Annotated in this window: 17 protein-coding genes; all 17 read left to right on the plus strand. The window is 64.5% G+C overall.

Annotation, left to right across the window (positions count from 1 at the left end):
- Positions 1-8: 8 nt before the first annotated feature.
- The 17 genes from gspG (at position 9) to BFQ01_RS24935 (ending at position 16,524) form a co-directional block, all read left to right on the plus strand.
- Positions 9-434, plus strand: a complete 426-nt coding sequence (gene gspG, locus BFQ01_RS24855; protein ID WP_027607415.1) for a type II secretion system major pseudopilin GspG — start codon at positions 9-11, stop codon at positions 432-434.
- Positions 435-443: 9 nt separating this feature from the next.
- Positions 444-875, plus strand: a complete 432-nt coding sequence (locus BFQ01_RS24860; protein ID WP_027607416.1) for a type II secretion system protein — start codon at positions 444-446, stop codon at positions 873-875.
- Positions 872-1,240 (plus strand): type II secretion system protein, encoded by a 369-nt coding sequence (locus BFQ01_RS24865; protein ID WP_065927290.1) that lies wholly within the window; start codon positions 872-874, stop codon positions 1,238-1,240. The genes BFQ01_RS24860 and BFQ01_RS24865 overlap by 4 nt, the downstream gene beginning before the upstream one ends.
- On the plus strand, positions 1,237-1,866 hold the full coding sequence (locus BFQ01_RS24870; RefSeq protein WP_065927291.1) for a prepilin-type N-terminal cleavage/methylation domain-containing protein: 630 nt from the start codon (positions 1,237-1,239) through the stop codon (positions 1,864-1,866). The genes BFQ01_RS24865 and BFQ01_RS24870 overlap by 4 nt, the downstream gene beginning before the upstream one ends.
- Positions 1,863-2,588: a general secretion pathway protein GspK gene (locus tag BFQ01_RS24875; protein ID WP_065927292.1), complete on the plus strand. Its 726-nt coding sequence runs from the start codon at positions 1,863-1,865 to the stop codon at positions 2,586-2,588. Before BFQ01_RS24870 ends, BFQ01_RS24875 begins: the two co-directional genes overlap by 4 nt.
- Positions 2,585-3,628 carry a type II secretion system protein GspL gene (locus BFQ01_RS24880; RefSeq protein WP_065927293.1) on the plus strand — a complete coding sequence of 348 codons (1,044 nt, stop codon included), beginning with the start codon at positions 2,585-2,587 and terminating at the stop codon, positions 3,626-3,628. The genes BFQ01_RS24875 and BFQ01_RS24880 overlap by 4 nt, the downstream gene beginning before the upstream one ends.
- Entirely contained in the window at positions 3,603-4,214 is a 612-nt protein-coding gene (gene gspM / locus BFQ01_RS24885; RefSeq protein ID WP_024076406.1) for a type II secretion system protein GspM, read from the plus strand. Before BFQ01_RS24880 ends, gspM begins: the two co-directional genes overlap by 26 nt.
- On the plus strand, positions 4,211-4,735 hold the full coding sequence (locus BFQ01_RS24890) for a DNA utilization family protein (RefSeq protein WP_065927294.1): 525 nt from the start codon (positions 4,211-4,213) through the stop codon (positions 4,733-4,735). Before gspM ends, BFQ01_RS24890 begins: the two co-directional genes overlap by 4 nt.
- A complete protein-coding gene (gene gspD, locus BFQ01_RS24895; protein ID WP_065927295.1) occupies positions 4,732-6,954 on the plus strand; it encodes a type II secretion system secretin GspD in 2,223 nt (740 codons plus the stop codon). Before BFQ01_RS24890 ends, gspD begins: the two co-directional genes overlap by 4 nt.
- A gap of 588 nt (positions 6,955-7,542) precedes the next feature.
- The gene (locus BFQ01_RS24900) at positions 7,543-9,936 is read left to right on the plus strand and encodes a TonB-dependent receptor plug domain-containing protein (protein ID WP_065927296.1); all 2,394 of its coding nucleotides are present in this window, start codon (positions 7,543-7,545) and stop codon (positions 9,934-9,936) included.
- 15 nt (positions 9,937-9,951) lie between these two features.
- Positions 9,952-10,917 (plus strand): amino acid ABC transporter permease, encoded by a 966-nt coding sequence (locus tag BFQ01_RS24905; RefSeq protein ID WP_065927297.1) that lies wholly within the window; start codon positions 9,952-9,954, stop codon positions 10,915-10,917.
- Positions 10,910-11,683: an amino acid ABC transporter ATP-binding protein gene (locus BFQ01_RS24910; protein WP_065927298.1), complete on the plus strand. Its 774-nt coding sequence runs from the start codon at positions 10,910-10,912 to the stop codon at positions 11,681-11,683. The genes BFQ01_RS24905 and BFQ01_RS24910 overlap by 8 nt, the downstream gene beginning before the upstream one ends.
- Positions 11,684-11,701: 18 nt before the next feature.
- Complete coding sequence (locus tag BFQ01_RS24915) at positions 11,702-12,628, plus strand: ABC transporter substrate-binding protein (RefSeq protein ID WP_065927299.1); 927 nt, start codon at positions 11,702-11,704, stop codon at positions 12,626-12,628.
- 12 nt (positions 12,629-12,640) lie between these two features.
- Entirely contained in the window at positions 12,641-14,224 is a 1,584-nt protein-coding gene (locus tag BFQ01_RS24920; RefSeq protein ID WP_065927300.1) for a flavin monoamine oxidase family protein, read from the plus strand.
- Positions 14,225-14,235: 11 nt separating this feature from the next.
- The gene (locus tag BFQ01_RS24925) at positions 14,236-14,658 is read left to right on the plus strand and encodes a RidA family protein (protein WP_027607428.1); all 423 of its coding nucleotides are present in this window, start codon (positions 14,236-14,238) and stop codon (positions 14,656-14,658) included.
- A gap of 222 nt (positions 14,659-14,880) precedes the next feature.
- Positions 14,881-15,381: a DUF2165 family protein gene (locus BFQ01_RS24930; RefSeq protein ID WP_065927301.1), complete on the plus strand. Its 501-nt coding sequence runs from the start codon at positions 14,881-14,883 to the stop codon at positions 15,379-15,381.
- A 36-nt stretch (positions 15,382-15,417) separates the two neighbouring features.
- Positions 15,418-16,524: an efflux RND transporter periplasmic adaptor subunit gene (locus tag BFQ01_RS24935; RefSeq protein ID WP_065927302.1), complete on the plus strand. Its 1,107-nt coding sequence runs from the start codon at positions 15,418-15,420 to the stop codon at positions 16,522-16,524.
- Positions 16,525-16,540: the final 16 nt, after the last annotated feature.

A 16,540-nucleotide genomic window follows, 5' to 3' on the forward strand; every position in this document is an offset into this window, starting at 1 on the left:
ACACGCTGATGCGCCATACCCGATTCAAGCCCGCCCGCCGCCAGGGCGGTTTTACCTTGCTGGAAATGCTCGCCGTGATCGTGCTGCTGGGCATTGTCGCGACCATCGTGGTACGCCAGGTCGGCGGCAATGTGGACAAGGGCAAATACGGCGCGGGCAAGGCCCAGTTGGCCAGCCTGAGCATGAAGATCGAAAGCTACGGCCTGGACGTCGGCTCGCCGCCCAAGAGCCTGCAGCAACTGGTCGACAAGCCGGGCAACAGCGCCGGTTGGGCCGGCCCGTATGCCAAGCCGTCGGACCTCAAGGACCCGTTCGGCCATGCCTTCGGCTATCGCTTCCCCGGTGAGCACGGTGCGTTCGACCTGATTTTCTACGGTCAGGACGGCCAGCCCGGCGGCGAAGGCTACAGCGCCGACCTGGGCAACTGGGAATAACCCACGACCATGGCCAACGCCCAACGCGGCTTTACCCTGCTGGAGATGCTGGTGGTGATCGTCTTGATCAGCATCGCGGCCGGGTTGGTAGGGTTTGGCCTGCAACAAGGCCTGCGCGCCGCCAAAGAGCGCCAGGCCGTCGGGCAGGTGGTCGAGGCATTGCGCAGCACGCGGGCGCGGGCGATTGTCAGTGGCACCACCGAAAGCACTGTGTTTGATTTGCGCAACCTCAGCGTGCAGGCGCCGGGCCGTCCGAAAAAGTATTGGCCGGCCGGGCTGCAAGTGACCCTGCACACCGCCGAGCAAGCCGGCGCGGCGGTGGATTTCTACCCCGATGGCAGCTCCACCGGCGGCCACGTGTTGCTGGCCAACGGCAGTCGGCGTTGGCGCATCGACATCGGCTGGCTGACCGGCAGCGTCGAATCCAAGGCCCTGCCATGAAGCGCCAGGCGGGTTTCACCCTGCTGGAAATGCTCGCCGCGCTGACGCTGATGGCGATCTGTAGCACGGTGCTGCTGGTTGCCTTCGGCCAGAGCGCGCGCTCGTTGTTGCAGGTGGCCCACAGCGACCGCTTGACCCATGCCGCCATGAGCGTGATGGATCAGGAAGGCACCGGGCCGTTGGCCAGCGGCACACGCCAGGGCGAGTTGGACGGCATCGCCTGGCAACTGCGCATAGCCCAGCAACCCAGCCGCGTCGGCCAGGCCCATCTGTTTCGCCTGAACCTCACCGTCAGCGAAGGCCCGCGCCAGGCCAGTTTCAGCACCTTGAAACTGCGTGCTGCCGGCGTCGGGGCCGGCTTGTGAAGGCGCGTCAGCAGGGCTTTACCTTGCTTGAGATCATGATCGTACTGAGCCTGCTTGGGGTGTTGCTGACCCTGGTCGGCGGTGCATTGCTGGGCGCCAATCGTGCCGTGCTCAAGGCCCAGCGCTACACGGTCAGCCTGGATGAAATGCGTGCCGCGCAGCAGTTTTTGCGCACCGCCATCAGCGAGGCGTTGCCGCTGGATGTGACCGAGGACGACAGCCAGACCGATGGCTTTTTCGCCGGTGGGCCCCAGCGTATGCAGTTTGTCGCGACCTTGCCGGGTGTGCTCGGCGGCGGTATCCAGCGCTTCACCTTGCAGTTGGTGGGCCCTGAATCGCAGCGCGACTTGCAGGTGGCGTTCGCGCGGTTTGAGTCTGAGGCACAGGTGAGTGTTCCGGCGGCGCGCAGTGAGCCGCAGGTGTTGTTGAAGGGTATCGAGGACCTGCAATTCAGCTATCGCGGCGTGTCGCCCAAGGGCCAGGCCACTGGCTGGATCAGTGAGTGGCCGTGGACCAAACGCCTGCCTTATGCAGTACGGATTGACGCACGGGTGAACGGGCCGGTGCCTTGGGTGACCCAGGTGGTTGCCTTGCGCCTGAACCTGTCCGGCGGGGCGCCCGAATGATCCGGCATCAACGCGGTGTGGCCCTGCTGCTGGTGCTGTGGGTGCTGGCCTTGCTCAGCCTGTTGCTCGGCGGTTTGGCCGGCTGGGTGCAACTGGAAACACGCCAGGCCGCCTGGCACCGCCAGCATACCCAGGCGGTGCTGGCGGCCGAGGCCGGGGTGGCGCTGGCGATGCAGGCCGTGGCGGACCCGTTGCAGCGCAAGCAGTGGATTGCCGACGGGCGTGAAATCCCGCTGGTGTTCGACGATGCGCAGCTGCGCGTCAGCCTGCACAGCGAGCGCGGCAAGTTGTATTTGAACAGCGCCGAGGTGGGTGATTTTGCCCGCCTGGCCCTGGCCTGCGGTGCGACCCAGGCCCAGGCCAACCAACTCGCCAGGGCCCTGGAAGTGCGGCGCAACCAGGGCCTGGCGCCGTTTCGGGTGGTGGAAGAGGTGCGCCAACTGCCGGGCATGACTCAGGCGTTGTACAGCGAACTGGTGCCCGAGATCAGCCTGTGGAGCGGCCTGGACCGGCCCGATCCGGCATTCGCCAGTGCCTTGATGCGCCGCGCACTGAACCTGCCGCACCAGAACGCGGTGGGGGCCGATCCCGGCGACGTGCTGGTGGTCAGCAGCCGCGCCCAACGCCCCGGCGGTTACCACGCCCAGGTGCAGGCCACCGTGTTATTGAGCCCCGCGCAAGGCAGCGCACAACCTTATCGAGTCTTACGTTGGCAAGAATGAACGAACAGTTAACCGCACGGCTTCAGGCGCTGGCGCAGCCCATCACCCAGCGCTGGCGCGGCAGCCTGCTGCAACTGGGCTGGCGCCTGTGGCTCAAGGAGCTGCGTGGCTGCCTGCCGGCATGGTTGTCGTTTGCCGAGATCCCCGAGCATGTCTACGCCTGGCCGCTGACCGCCGCGGTGGAAAAGCTGCCTGGCGAAGCGCGTCAGGTGTTGGTGCTGCCGCCTGAAACGGTGTTGGTGCAAACCCTGCAATTGCCCCCGGCGGCGGCGCGTAACCTGACGACGGTGGTCGGCTATGAACTGGACCGCTTCACGCCGTTCGACGCCGCCCAGTTGTACTTTGTCGCGCGCCAGGAGCGCCGCACCCCCACGCACCTGCACGTCACGCTGGTGGCGATCCTGCGTGAGCGCCTCGACCAGATCCTCAATGACTGCGCGGCCCTCGGCTTGCAGCCCCATGCCGTGGATGTCGCCGAGAGCGCAGGCAAACCCATGGGCATCGACTTGCTGCCGGCGCCGTTGCGTCCCCGTCAGCGCCCCCAGGGCAAGGGCCTGCAACGCAGCCTGCCGTGGTTGTGCGGGGCCTTGCTGATTGCGGCGATGCTGCTGTGGCTCAACGACCGCCAGCGCGTGCTCGATGCCATGCAACACAGTGTGCGCGAGCAGAAAGCCCAGGTCGCCGAGATCCAGGCCCTGCGCCAGCAATTGCTCAATACCCGTGGCGCCGCCCAGTACCTGATTCGCCGCAAGGCCGCCCAACCGCCGTTGGCGGCGCTGCTCAACGAGCTGACCGCGTGCCTGCCCTCGGACACCTGGCTCGACCAGTTGGAAGTCAACGACGGCGCCGACGTGTCCTTCTCCGGGCAGAGCGCCAAGGCCAGTGCCCTGATCACCCGGATCAAGGGCTGCCACAGCCTGGAAAACGCCCAGTTCGAAGGGGTGATCCAACCCGATGCGCAAACCGGCAAGGATCAATTTTCCTTGCGCGCCCACCTGCACCAGGAGGCCGCTGATGCGCCGACCACTGACACCCCGTGAACGCCGTGGCGCGGCCCTGATCGCCCTGGCCCTGGTGCTCGGCGCCGGTTACTGGCTGTTGATCGACAGCTGGTTCGCCGGCCCCTTGCGCAGCATGGGCGAGCAGGCCGAGCAACTGCGTGAACAGCAGCAACGCTACGCCGGCGTGTTGCGCCAGGGCGACAGCCTGCGCCAACAGTTGGAACAGGCGCGGCAGGACCCGGCCAGCAGCACCAGCCTGTTGCCCGGAGACGACCCGAGTGCGGTGGCGGCGGACCTGATGCAACGCATCGCCGATCTGATCAACAGCCGCGCCGGCCTTGGTGGCGGTTGCAGCCTGACCCAGCGCATGCCCATCACCCCGGAGCAGGACGACGCCGAGCCCTATCGCCAGGTCAAGGTCAGCCTGACCCTCAACTGCGCCATCGAACCCTTGACCGCGATCCTGCATGAGCTGGAGTACCAGCGGCCGTTTCTGTTTGTCGATGAGATGAGCATTCGCCGCCCACCGAACGCACCGGCCAGTGGCGGCGCCGGGCAACTGGTGGTGCACCTGTTGGTGCGCGGTTACCTGCAACCGGCCGCCGCCCGGCAGGTGCAACGATGATCCATGCATTGCGTCCCCTGGAATGGCTGTTGCTCGGCGTGGCCGGGCTGTTGGGCCTGCTGATGGTCGGCATCCTCAGCAGCATCGGCGATGCGCCGCAGTGGCTGCCGGCACCGGACCCCGATGCGCGCGCCACTACCGCCGCCAAGGTGCTGGTGGCGCCGAGCGCGACCCTCGAAAGCCTGGCCGGCACCTGGCAAGCGCCGCTGTTCAGCCCCGACCGCAGCCCCGACCGTGCGGTGGGCCAGGCCGCCGTTTCCAGCCTGTCGAGCCTGGTACTGACCGGTATCGTCCTCGACGGCGACCTGCGCGTGGCGCTGCTCAAGCGTGCCGATGGCCCGCCGCTCAAAGTCCAGCAGGGCCAGACCCTGCCCAATGGCTGGCGCCTGGAACAGCTGACGCCCCGCGATGCCCGCTTTGTACTCGACGGCCGCACGCAAACCCTGAGCCTGCGGGCCCTGCGTTTGCCGCCGCCGTCCACCACACCCCCGATTACCCTTCCTCACGAGTCCACCCCTTGATCGATACCTTCCCTGGCGCCTTGCGCACCACCGTGTTGTGCCTGGCCACCGCCGTTTCCCTCGGTGGCTGCGGCACCTTCCCCGAGCATCTCGACCCGGACGAGGCCCTGCTGCATGAGGCGATGCAGGGCACCGGTTCGCAACGCCCACCCGTGGACCCGGCCAGCGAACAGGCGCCGGTCGACAGCGGCCAACCCCAGGTGAAGACACCGCCCCAGCGCCAGTTGATACGCGGCAACCAGCAGTTCGTGCGCCAACCGGCAGCGGTCTCGGCCGCCAAGGAGGAGGGCAGCGGCGACATCGTGTTCAACTTCGCCGACCAGCCGATCGAAGCGGTGATCAACAGCGTGATGGGCGACCTGCTGCACGAGAACTACAGCATCGCCCAGGGCGTGAAGGGCAATGTCAGCTTTTCCACGTCCAAGCCGGTGAACAAACAGCAGGCCTTGTCGATTCTGGAGACCCTGTTGTCGTGGACCGACAACGCCATGATCAAACAGGGCAACCGCTATGTGATCCTGCCGGCCAACCAGGCGGTGGCGGGCAAGCTGGTGCCGGAGATGCGCGTGTCGCAGCCCTCCAGCGGTTTGTCGGCACGCCTGTTTCCGTTGCGTTATATCTCGGCCACCGAGATGCAGAAATTGCTCAAGCCGTTCGCCCGCGAGAATGCGTTCCTGCTGGTGGACCCCGCGCGCAATGTGTTGAGCCTGGCCGGCACCCCCGAAGAACTGGCCAATTATCAGGACACCATCGACACCTTCGACGTGGACTGGCTCAAGGGCATGTCGGTGGGCGTGTTCGGCCTGCAACGGGCGTCGGTGGCCGAGCTGATGCCCGAACTGCAAAAAATGTTCGGCCCCGACAGCGGCATGCCCCTGGCGGGCATGGTGCGCTTCTTGCCCATCGAGCGGACCAACTCGGTGGTGGCGATCTCGTCGCAGCCGCAGTACCTCAGTGAAGTCGGCGACTGGATCCACACCATCGACGAAGGCGGCGGCAACGAGCCGCAGATGTACGTCTACGACGTGCGCAACATGAAGGCCACCGACCTCGCCAAGTACCTGCGCCAGATCTACGGCACGGGTGCGATCAAGGACGACACCCCGGCCAAGGTCGCCCCCGGTTTGCGCACCGCGACCTTGTCCTCGCCGGGCACCAACAGCACCTCCGGCAGCACGCCCGGTGGCCTGAGCAACAACCTCAATGGCAACCCACCCGCCGCAGAGGATGAGGAGCAGGAGCCCGACGCCGAGCAGGACACCGCCGAGCAGGGCGCGAGCGAAGACGCCCCGGCCAAAAGCCTCGACGCCGGCACCCGCATCACCGCGCAAAAAAGCAGTAACCAACTGCTGGTCCGCACCCGCCCGGTGCAGTGGAAAGAGATCGAATCGGCGATCAAACGCCTCGACAACCCACCGCTGCAAGTGCAGATCGAAACGCGCATCCTCGAGGTCAAGCTCACCGGCGAACTGGACCTGGGCGTGCAGTGGTACCTCGGCCGCCTGGCAGGCAATTCCACCAGCACCACCGTGGGTAACACCGCCGGCAGCCAAGGCGCGTTGGGCGGCGGCGGGGCAGGGTTGGGCGCGACGGATTCGTTGTTCTACTCCTTCGTCAGCTCCAACCTGCAAGTGGCCCTGCACGCCCTCGAAACCAACGGTCGCACCCAGGTGCTGTCGGCGCCGTCGCTGGTGGTGATGAACAACCAACCGGCGCAGATCCAGGTGGGCGACAACATCCCGATCAGCCAGACCACGGTCAACACCGGCACCTCCGACACCACCTTGAGCAGTGTTGAATACGTGCAGACCGGGGTGATCCTCGACGTCGTGCCACGTATCAATCCGGGTGGCTTGGTGTACATGGACATTCAGCAGCAGGTCAGCGATGCCCAGGACCCGCAGGCGTCCAGCAACGACACCCAGGCCAACCCACGTATCTCCACGCGCTCGGTATCCACCCAGGTCGCGGTGCAGAGTGGGCAGACAGTGCTACTGGGCGGGTTGATCAAGCAGGACAACGCGGAGAGTGTCAGTGCGGTGCCTTACCTTGGGAAAATTCCGGGGTTGCGCTGGTTGTTTGGCAATACCAGCAAGTCCAAGGACCGCACGGAATTGATTGTGCTGATTACCCCGAGGGTGATTACCAGCAGCAGCCAGGCGCGGCAGGTGACGGATGACTATCGCCAGCAGATGCAGTTGTTGAAGCCGGCTAACTGAACGTACACCGGGAAAAACTGTGGGAGGGGGCAAGCCCTAATGCCAGTCAGCTAAGGCTTTTTGTAGGAGCGAGCTTGCTCGCGAAAAACTCACAGGCGCCACGTTCATTCAGGAGGCACGCGGTATCGTTGACGTTTTTCGCGAGCAAGCTCGCTCCTACAGGAGGCGATGTACGCGAGCCCCCTCCCACAGTTTGATATCCCGATATCAGGTAGACCTCGGCCCGAGCTAAAGGCCAATCTCAAAAGACATTATTTATATGAATAAAAAAACTAAAAAATAATAAAATTAGAGAATATTAGCTTATATCAAAACAGCATTATATTTTCAAAACCCATTCCGTTATGTTTGATCGCAACAGCCTACCCCTGACCTCGGATGGTACCCAGCGTAATCAAGATTCTGCGCGCCATAACCGGGTGATCATCCCCGCAGCAGAATCGTTGGAAGGGAGTTCAACGTATGTTGCCAATTCAAACCCAGCGCCACACCTAGTCCCCAATCGCCGCAACCCCACTGAAAAAAATCGAGCACCGCGCCCGCCCGCGTGACTGCCCGACTTCGCGATTTGGAATGTCTGGAGTGGCTATGAAGCAAGTCTTACAACCGACCGCCATCCTGGCGCTGGCAATCCTGGCCAACACCGCCCAGGCCCAGGACGACAGCACCCTGTCCACCGTGGTGGTCACCGGTAACCGTGGCGCCGAACAACGCACGGTCACCAGCAGCCCGGTGCCGATCGATGTGGTCAGCGCCAAGCAATTGCAAAGCACCGGCAAGCCCGGTTTGATGGAGGCGTTGAGCGCGGTGATCCCGTCGCTGACCCTGCCGGAAAAAACCGGTTGGGACGCCAGCGGCATCGCCCGTGCGCCGAACCTGCGCGGCATGAGTGCCGCCGAGGTGCTGGTGCTGGTCAATGGCAAGCGCCGCCACACCGCGGCCACCCTGAACATCAACGGCATCAACACCGGCGCCGCGCCGGCAGACCTGGATTTGATCCCCATCAGCGCCATCGACCACGTCGAAGTCCTGCGCGATGGCGCCGCTGCCCAATATGGTTCCGATGCCATCGCCGGGGTCATCAACGTGATCCTCAAGGCCGACACCAGCGGCACGTCGGTGACGAATGTCGGCCAGGGTTACGACGGCAAGAAACAGACCGTGCAGCAAAGCCTCAACAAGGGCTTCGAGATCGGCAACGGCGGCATCGTGCAGTTGGCCCTGGACGCGCGCAGTCAGAACGACGACAACAAGGCCAGCGCCAACGGCTACACCTATGCCCAGGCCTTTGAGCAGGCCGGCCGCTCCACCTATGGCGGCTACGGCACACCGAAGACCAACCTGCTGACCCTGGGCTACAACGCCGAATTGCCGATCGACGACAGCTTCAGCCTGTATTCCTTCACCACCTATTCGCGGCGTAAGGCTGAGCAGGGCCAGAACTTCCGCCTGCCGACCATCACCAACACCATTACCACCGGGCCTAACGGTTACCCCGGCGGCTACACGCCGACCTGGTATATCGACGAGGACGACTTCCAGGCCGCATTCGGCGGTAAAGGCACCGTCGGCGAGTGGGACTGGGACCTGTCCACCACCTACGGACGCAACGCGGCGGAGCAGGGCACCACCCATAACCAGAACCCCTCCCTGGGCGAGGCCACGCCGAACAGCTTCACCTCCGGCACCTGGATTTCCACCGAGCTGACCACCAACCTCGATTTCAAGCGCGGCTTCGATATCGGCCTGCAAAAGCCGCTGGACCTGAGCTACGGTTTCGAACATCGCCGCGACACCTACGAGGTGCAGGCCGGTGACTATGAGTCCTACGCCAACGGCGGCTACTGCGTGGCGCCGGGTAACTGTGCGTCGTCCGGGGCCCAGGTCACCAACGGCATCTCGCCGGATGAAGAAAGCAGCGCCTCGCGCAACAGCCTCGCCAGTTACGTCGACGTGGGCTTCAACCCGGTGCCGGACTGGTACGTGGGCACCGCGTTTCGCTACGAGCATTACAACCAGGGCGTGGGTGCTACCCGCAGCGGCAAGCTGACCACCCGCTACGACTTCACCCCGCAATTCGCCGTGCGCGCCACCGTGAGCAATGGCTTCCGTGCGCCGTCCCTGGCCAACAGCCTGTTCAGTGCGCGGTCCACCACCTATGGCGTGGTCGACGGCGTGTACCAGTCGATCAACTACGGCGTGCTGCCGGTAGGTTCGGCCGCTGCCCAGGCCTTGGGGGCGCAGGAACTGAAACCCGAGCGTTCCACCAACTTCAGCCTGGGTTTCACCCTCACCCCCACCGATCGCCTGAGCTTCACCGCCGACGCCTACGTGATCAACCTGCGCGACCGCATCACCCTCACCGGCACCTTGCTCGGCCCGGAAATTACCCAGGTGCTGCAAGGCAATGGCATCACCTCCACCTCCGGCGGCCAGTACTTCATCAACGGCGCCGACACCCGCACCAAAGGCCTGGACCTGGTCAGCAACTACAGCCAGGACCTCGGCCCCTATGGCGCGCTGAAATGGACCGCCGCGTTCAACTGGAACCAGACCAGAATCCTCAACTACAAGGAATCCACCACGATCCTGGGCACGGCCTATGACCTGATGGACCGCGAGGCACGCAACCTGATCACCGGCGTGCAGCCCAGCACCAAGCTGATCCTCGGTGGCGACTGGAGCATCGAGCGCTTCAACCTCAACCTGGCCCTGACCCGCTACGGCTCTTACAAAGAGGTCAACGTCTCTGCCGACCGCAGCCTCGACCGGGTCTACAGCGCCAAGTGGATCACCGACCTCGACCTTGGCTACACCCTCACCAAAGACCTCAACGTGGCCATCGGCGCCAAGAACCTGTTCGACGTCTACCCGAAAAAACAAGGTGTACCGAGCAGCACCATGGTCAGCAGCTACGGCACCTATTCGCCCTACGGTTTTACCGGCGGGTACTACTACACCCGCTTGACCTATGCCTTCTAGGCCGAGGAATACACCATGCCCATCGTTGCCAAATCCTATGACCTGATTGACTCGCCCGGCGCGCTGCGCCAGGCGCGAGTGTCCACACCGATCAAAGCCCTGCAGGTGGTGCCCGCGCGGCACCCCTGGCGCTGGGCCGGGTCGATCTTTGCCGCGCTGGTGCTGCTCGGCATCGGGCATTCCCTGGCCACCAACCCGCGCTGGGAGTGGGGCGTGTTCGGCCAGTGGTTCTTCTCGCCGTCGGTGCTGCGTGGCCTCGGCCAGACCCTGTTGCTGACGCTGCTGAGCACGGTGTTCAGCGCCATCCTCGGCACTGCGCTGGCGTTGGCGCGGCTGTCGGGCTCGCCGCTGCTGGCGGCCCTGGCCTGGGGCTACATCTGGTTTTTCCGCTCGATGCCGGCGCTGCTGGTGCTGATCATCCTCTACAACTTCGCCTACCTGTACGACCACATTGTCCTCGGTGTGCCGTTTACCGACCTGGTGTTCGCCGAGTGGTCGACGGTGGACGTGCTCAGCCAATTCACCGTGGCCGTACTGGGCCTGAGCCTGATGCAGGCGGCGTACGCGGCGGAGATCATTCGCGGCGGCCTGATCGGTGTGGATGCCGGCCAGCATGAAGCGGCGGCAGCCCTGGGCCTGCCGGCCTCGCGGCGCATCTTCCGGATCATCCTGCCCCAGGCGCTGCGCTCGATCCTGCCGTCGGGGTTCAATGAAATCATTGGCCTGGTCAAGGGCACCTCCATCGTCTACGTGTTGGCCTTGCCGGAGCTGTTCTACACCGTGCAGGTCATCTACAACCGCACCCAGGCGGTGATCCCGCTGCTGATCGTCGCCACCGTCTGGTACCTGATCATCACCACCGTGCTCACCAGCGCCCAGTACTACGTCGAGCGTCATTTCGCCCGGGGTACGGCCAGGGTGCTGCCGCCCACGCCATTGCAACGCGTGCGCCGCTGGCTGAAGGAGAACACCCATGAGTGAAGCCCGTGCCGGCCGTATCCAGATCCAGGGCGTGGGCAAGCGCTTTGGCAATCAACAGGTGTTGAAAGACATCGACCTGACCATCGATCCGGGCAAGGTCACGGTGATTCTCGGGCCGTCCGGCTCGGGCAAATCCACCTTGTTGCGCACCATCAACCACCTGGAAAAGATCGACAGCGGGCACATCACCATCGACGGTGAATACGTCGGTTATCGACGCAAGGGCGACCTGCTTTACGAGCTCAAGGAACGCGAGATTCTCAAGCGCCGTATCGACGTCGGTTTTGTGTTCCAGAACTTCAACCTGTTCCCGCACCTGACCGCCTGGGAAAACGTCGCCGAGGCGCCGCTGGCGCACAAGCGCTGGAGCAAGGCCGACGCCCAGGCCAAGGCCACCGCACTGTTGGCCAAGGTTGGCCTGGCGGACAAGGTCGATGCCTACCCACGCCAGCTTTCCGGCGGCCAGCAACAGCGCGTGGCGATTGCCCGCGCACTGGCGCTGGACCCCAAGGTGCTGCTGTTCGATGAACCCACCTCGGCCCTCGACCCGGAACTGGTGGGCGAAGTACTCGACGTGATCAAGGGCCTGACCCAGCTGGGCGTGACCCTGGTGATCGTCACCCACGAAATCGGTTTTGCCCGCGAAGTGGCCGACCACGTGGTGTTTCTCTGCGACGGCGAGTTGATCGAAGAGGGCCCGCCCGAACAGATTTTCCGCCAACCCCGACATCCCCGCACCGTAGCCTTTCTCGGCAAGGTGCTTTAGTTCAAGGAGTGACTGCCCATGTTCATCAACACCACCCGCGTGGCCCTGCTGGCGCTGGCCGTCAGTGCTGCGCAAAGCGCATTCGCCGTGCAACAGGTCGACCTCAGCCCCGACCGTCCGCGCATCCATGTGCCGCGTAACGAAGCGGCCATTGCGCAGATCCCGCCGGGCTTCAAGTTCGCCCAGCCGGGCACGTTCACCGTGGCAGTAACCGTAAAAGGCGCAGCGCCTCCCCTGGCGATGCTGGCCAATGACGACAAGACCACCATCGGCAGCGAGGCCGATACCGCGCAGTTGGTTGCTGACAGTCTGGGCCTGGAATTGAACGTGGTGCCTACCAGTTGGGAGGATTGGCCCCTGGGCGTCAGCTCGGGCAAGTACGACGCGGTGATCAGCAACGTCACCGTGACCGAGGCGCGCAAGAAGCGCTTTGACTTCGCCACCTATCGCCAGGATGTGCTCGGCTTCTACGTCAAGACCACCAGCAAGATCAGCGAGATCAAGCAGGCAGCCGATATTGCCGGGCTGAAGATCATCGTCGGCTCCGGCACCAACCAGGAAAAAGTCCTGCTGGCCTGGAACGAGGCCAACGAAAAGGCCGGTCTCAAGCCCGCGCTGTTGCAGTACTTCGACGACCAGGCCGCCGCGCAGCTGGCGGTGCAGTCGGGGCGCAGCGATGCGCTGTTCGGGCCCAACTCGGTGTATGCCTATTCGGCGGCAATCACCGGCGGCATCAAGCGCGTCGGCACGGTGAACGGTGGCTGGCCATTGCAGGCGGACATTGCCGTGACCACCCGCAAGGACAACGGCCTGGTCAAGCCGATCCACACCGCCCTGGAAGGCGCGATTGCCGGCGGCCAGTACGAGCAGGTGCTGCAACGCTGGGGCCTGGATGTGGAGCGCGTCGACAAGTCGCTGATCAACCCACCGGGCCTGCCGGATTAAGGAGCAATCGACATGGGACTGACACGACGTGAAGCGTTGTCGAGCATCGCTGCGGTAGGCGGCGAAAAAGCCGTCAAGGATGCACTCGCGGTACTCGGCCTCGGGCCGTCATCGCACCGCCGACCGCAACCGTTGAAGCTCACGGACGGCCTGGGGCAGGGCACCCGTGTGCTGGTGCTGGGCGCCGGGATTGCCGGGCTGGTCACCGCCCTGGAACTGACCCGCGCCGGGTTCAGCGTGCAGGTGCTGGAAGCCCGTGAGCGGGTCGGCGGTCGCACCTGGACGATACGTCATGGCGACCGCGTGGACTACCAGGATGGCCGTACGCAGACCGCCGCGTTCGAGCCGGGGCATTACTTCAACGCCGGGCCGGCACGGATTCCCAGCCAGCACCGCACGATCCTCGATTATTGCAGTGAGCTGGGCGTGCCGCTGGAAGTGCTGGTCAACAGCAGCCATGGCGCCCAGGTGCGGCCGGATGTGAACCAGCCGGCCTTCACCGTCGGCCAGGCGATCAACGATGCGCGCGGGCATTTGTCCGGGTTGCTGGCCAAAGCGGTGCAGCGTGATGCCCTCGACGATGTGCTGAGCGCCGACGAACGCACGCGGTTGCTGGCGTTTTTGCACGTGTATGGCGACCTGTCCCAGGAGTTGGCCTTCGAGGGCACGATCCGTTCAGGGCACCTGGAGTCCCCGGCACATCCCGGCGCCTTGCCCGCCAGCCGCAGCCCGTTGGCGCTGGACCAACTGCTGCACCCCGAACTGTGGGGCGCCTTGCTGCACACCGAATTCCCGGAATTCTCGGCGACCATGTTCCAGCCGGTGGGCGGCATGGACCGCATCACCGACGCCTTCTACCGGCGCGTCAGCGATCACGTGCAACTGGGTGCCCAGGTGCGCCAGATCCGTCAGTTGGAAAACGGCGTAGCCGTGACCTACCACGACCAACGCAGCGGTCGCGAGCAGGTGGTACGCGCCGACTATCTGGTCTCGACCTTGCCGCTGCCGCTGCTGGCCAAGCTCGACACCGACTTCAGCGACCCGATCAAGGCCGCCTTGCTCAGCACCCGCAGCGACCAGGCCACCAAAGTGGCGTGGCAGTCCCCACGCTTCTGGGAAACCGACTACCGCACCTACGGCGGCCTGTCGTGGATCGAACACCCGGCGCGCCTGCTCTGGTACCCGAGCAACGACCTCAACACCCGCGAGGGCCTGCTGGTGGCCGGTTACGTGACCGGGGAGGGCGCCGATGCGTTTGGCGCGCGACCGTTCGACCAGCAGTACGCCACCTCCAAGGAAGCGGTGGAGCTGCTGCATCCGGGCTACTCCAGGCACCTGCGTCACCCGCTGGCGGTGTCCTGGGAACAGATCCCCTTCAGCGAAGGCCCGTGGCTGCAACGTGAACACTTCCCCGCCGATGCCAGCGCCTTGCTCGAAGAGGGCCACGGTCGCGTGTACTTCGCCGGCGACGGCCTGGTGCAAAGCGGCGTGGGCATCTGGCAGGAATCGGCGGCCAACTCGGCGCGGCATGTGGTCGCGCAACTGGCTGAGCGCGTGACCCGACACACACACCTCGCGGCAGTGGCCGCCTCCTAAGGAACACACCCATGAGCGACAGCATTCAACGCACCAGCGTCGGCGATTTCCCGATCTCGCAGACCGTCACCGTACCGGCGTCCGCCAGCCTGATCTTTGTCAGCGGGACCTTGCCGGACCTGGTTGATCCAACGGTTCCCGGGGTGTTTGGCAACACCGAAGTGCAGACAGTTTCGGTGTTCAACAAGCTGCGCCAGATCCTGCGCCAGCAAGACCTGGACCTGGGCGATATCGTGCAGTTACGGGTATTCCTGGTCGGCGCCGAGGAAACGGGCGGCAAGCTGGATTTCGCTGGGTTGCAGCGTGGGTATACGCAGTTCTTCGGCACCCCCGAGCAGCCGAACAAGCCGGCACGCACCGCGTTGCAGGTCGTGGCGTTGCCATTGCCCGGTGCACTGGTGGAAATCGAAGCCATCGCCGCCAGGACGGCGTGATAATCCCTCGCAAGTAACCCCCCTCACAACCGCTTCCGGGCTTCGGCGTGACTGCGCCGAACGCCCCGGCGGGCGCTTGCCACACCGCGTTTCCAGCCTTCCTGAACCCCCTCCCGCAAAAAGATAAATCTTGTATTTAAACGCCTGCGACGTATTATCCAAGCAATGTCTTGTGTATATACCTGAGGCTGGATTTCCCTTTCGGCAAATACGGAGGTTTGAATGACTGTGGAGGCAGGGTTACTGGGTCACTCGTTGTCGGTGTTCCTGGGCGTACAGGCCGTCGGCCTGAGCCTGTGGCTGAGCATTGCGGTGCTTAACAACTGGCAAGCGTTTCGCAGCTCGGTAGGCGCGGTAGGCGCGACCATGGCCATGGAGCCGTTGCGCCAGAGTCCTGCCATCGACATTCCCTTGCTGGTGCGGGCCGTGCGTTCACCCCGTCTGCACCAACTGGCCCTGCTGGTGGTGCTGGCCCTGCAAGTGGTCGCCGCGCTCGCGGCCTGGACCGGCAGCTATCAGTTGATCCTCGGCGACGGCCTGCTGTCGGCACGGCCCTGGCTCAACCTGGCCCTGAGTGCGTTTTCGGCGTTTGTCTTCGCGATGCTGCTGGGGGGCTTGTGGTTCGGCTACTGGATTCGCCAGGAGGGGTTGCAACTGACGCACCTGGTGCTGACGATCTGGGCGGTACTGGCCTTCTTCCTGTTCAACCACAGCTGGCTGTGAACCGCGTGTAATGCACTCATCGTGATAAGGACGTCCATGAACAAGAAGAAGATAACCAGCCTGGTGTTGATTCCGGTGGCGGTCATCGCAGTGGTGATGATGTCGCGCGCGCCGTCCCAGGCCCAATCCGCCGATGCCCCGGCCGGCGCATTGACCAAGGTGGCCCTGGGGGCGGTGCAAGTGCGCCCGGCCAATGTGTATTTCGCCGGCGTCGGTGAGCTGGAAGCGGCTTCCCAGGTGCAGGTTTCCGCCGAGGTAGGCGGGCGGGTCACGTTGATCAACTTTGAGTCGGGCCGCCAGGTCAAGGCTGGCGAAGTGCTGGTCAAGCTCAACGATGCCCCGGAACAGGCCGAGCAGTTGCGGCTGCAGGCCCAGGTGCGCAATGCCGAGATCATCCGCAAGCGCGTGACCGGGCTGGTCAGGGAAAACGCCGCGACCCAGGAACAGCTCGACAACGCCCGGGCCGCCCATGACATGGCCTTGGGCGAGTTGAAAAAAGTCCAGGCACTGATTGCCCAGAAGACCATCCGCGCGCCCTTCGCCGGAGTGCTCGGCATTCGCCAGGTCAACGAAGGGCAGTACCTCAATGTCGGCGACCGCATCGTCAGCCTGGTCAACACCCAGGTGCTCTATGTCAATTTTTCCCTGGATGAGCAGCTCAGTCGCCGCCTGGTCGTCGGGCAAACCGTGGGCGTGCTGATCGACGCCTACCCTGACCGGGTGTTCAAGGCGCGGATCAGTGCCGTCGACCCGATGATCGGCCGCTCACGCACGGTGCAGGTGCAGGCCACGCTGGAGAGCCCGGACGCCCCCCTCAAGCCGGGCATGTACGCCAGCGTCAAAGTGGCCGATACCGAGGTGGCCGATGTGCTCACCGTGCCGGAAACGGCGGTGGCCTACACCGCCTATGGCGATACCGTTTTCCTTGCCCGCCCGGACCAGGGCGCCACGCTGGTGGTCAAGCGGGTGGCGGTGAAAATCGGCCAGCGCCAGGACGGTTGGGTCCAGATCCAGGAAGGCTTGCACGAGGGTGACCAGGTGGTGACCTCCGGGCAACTCAAGCTCAGTGACGGCATGGCGGTGCAGGCGACCGATGACACCCTGGCCCTGCCTGCGTCCAAACCGCCTGTGACGGGCATCTGATTCTTCGCCCAGAGAA

Source organism: Pseudomonas sp. 8 R 14 (assembly GCF_900005955.1).
GTDB lineage: Bacteria > Pseudomonadota > Gammaproteobacteria > Pseudomonadales > Pseudomonadaceae > Aquipseudomonas > Aquipseudomonas marginalis.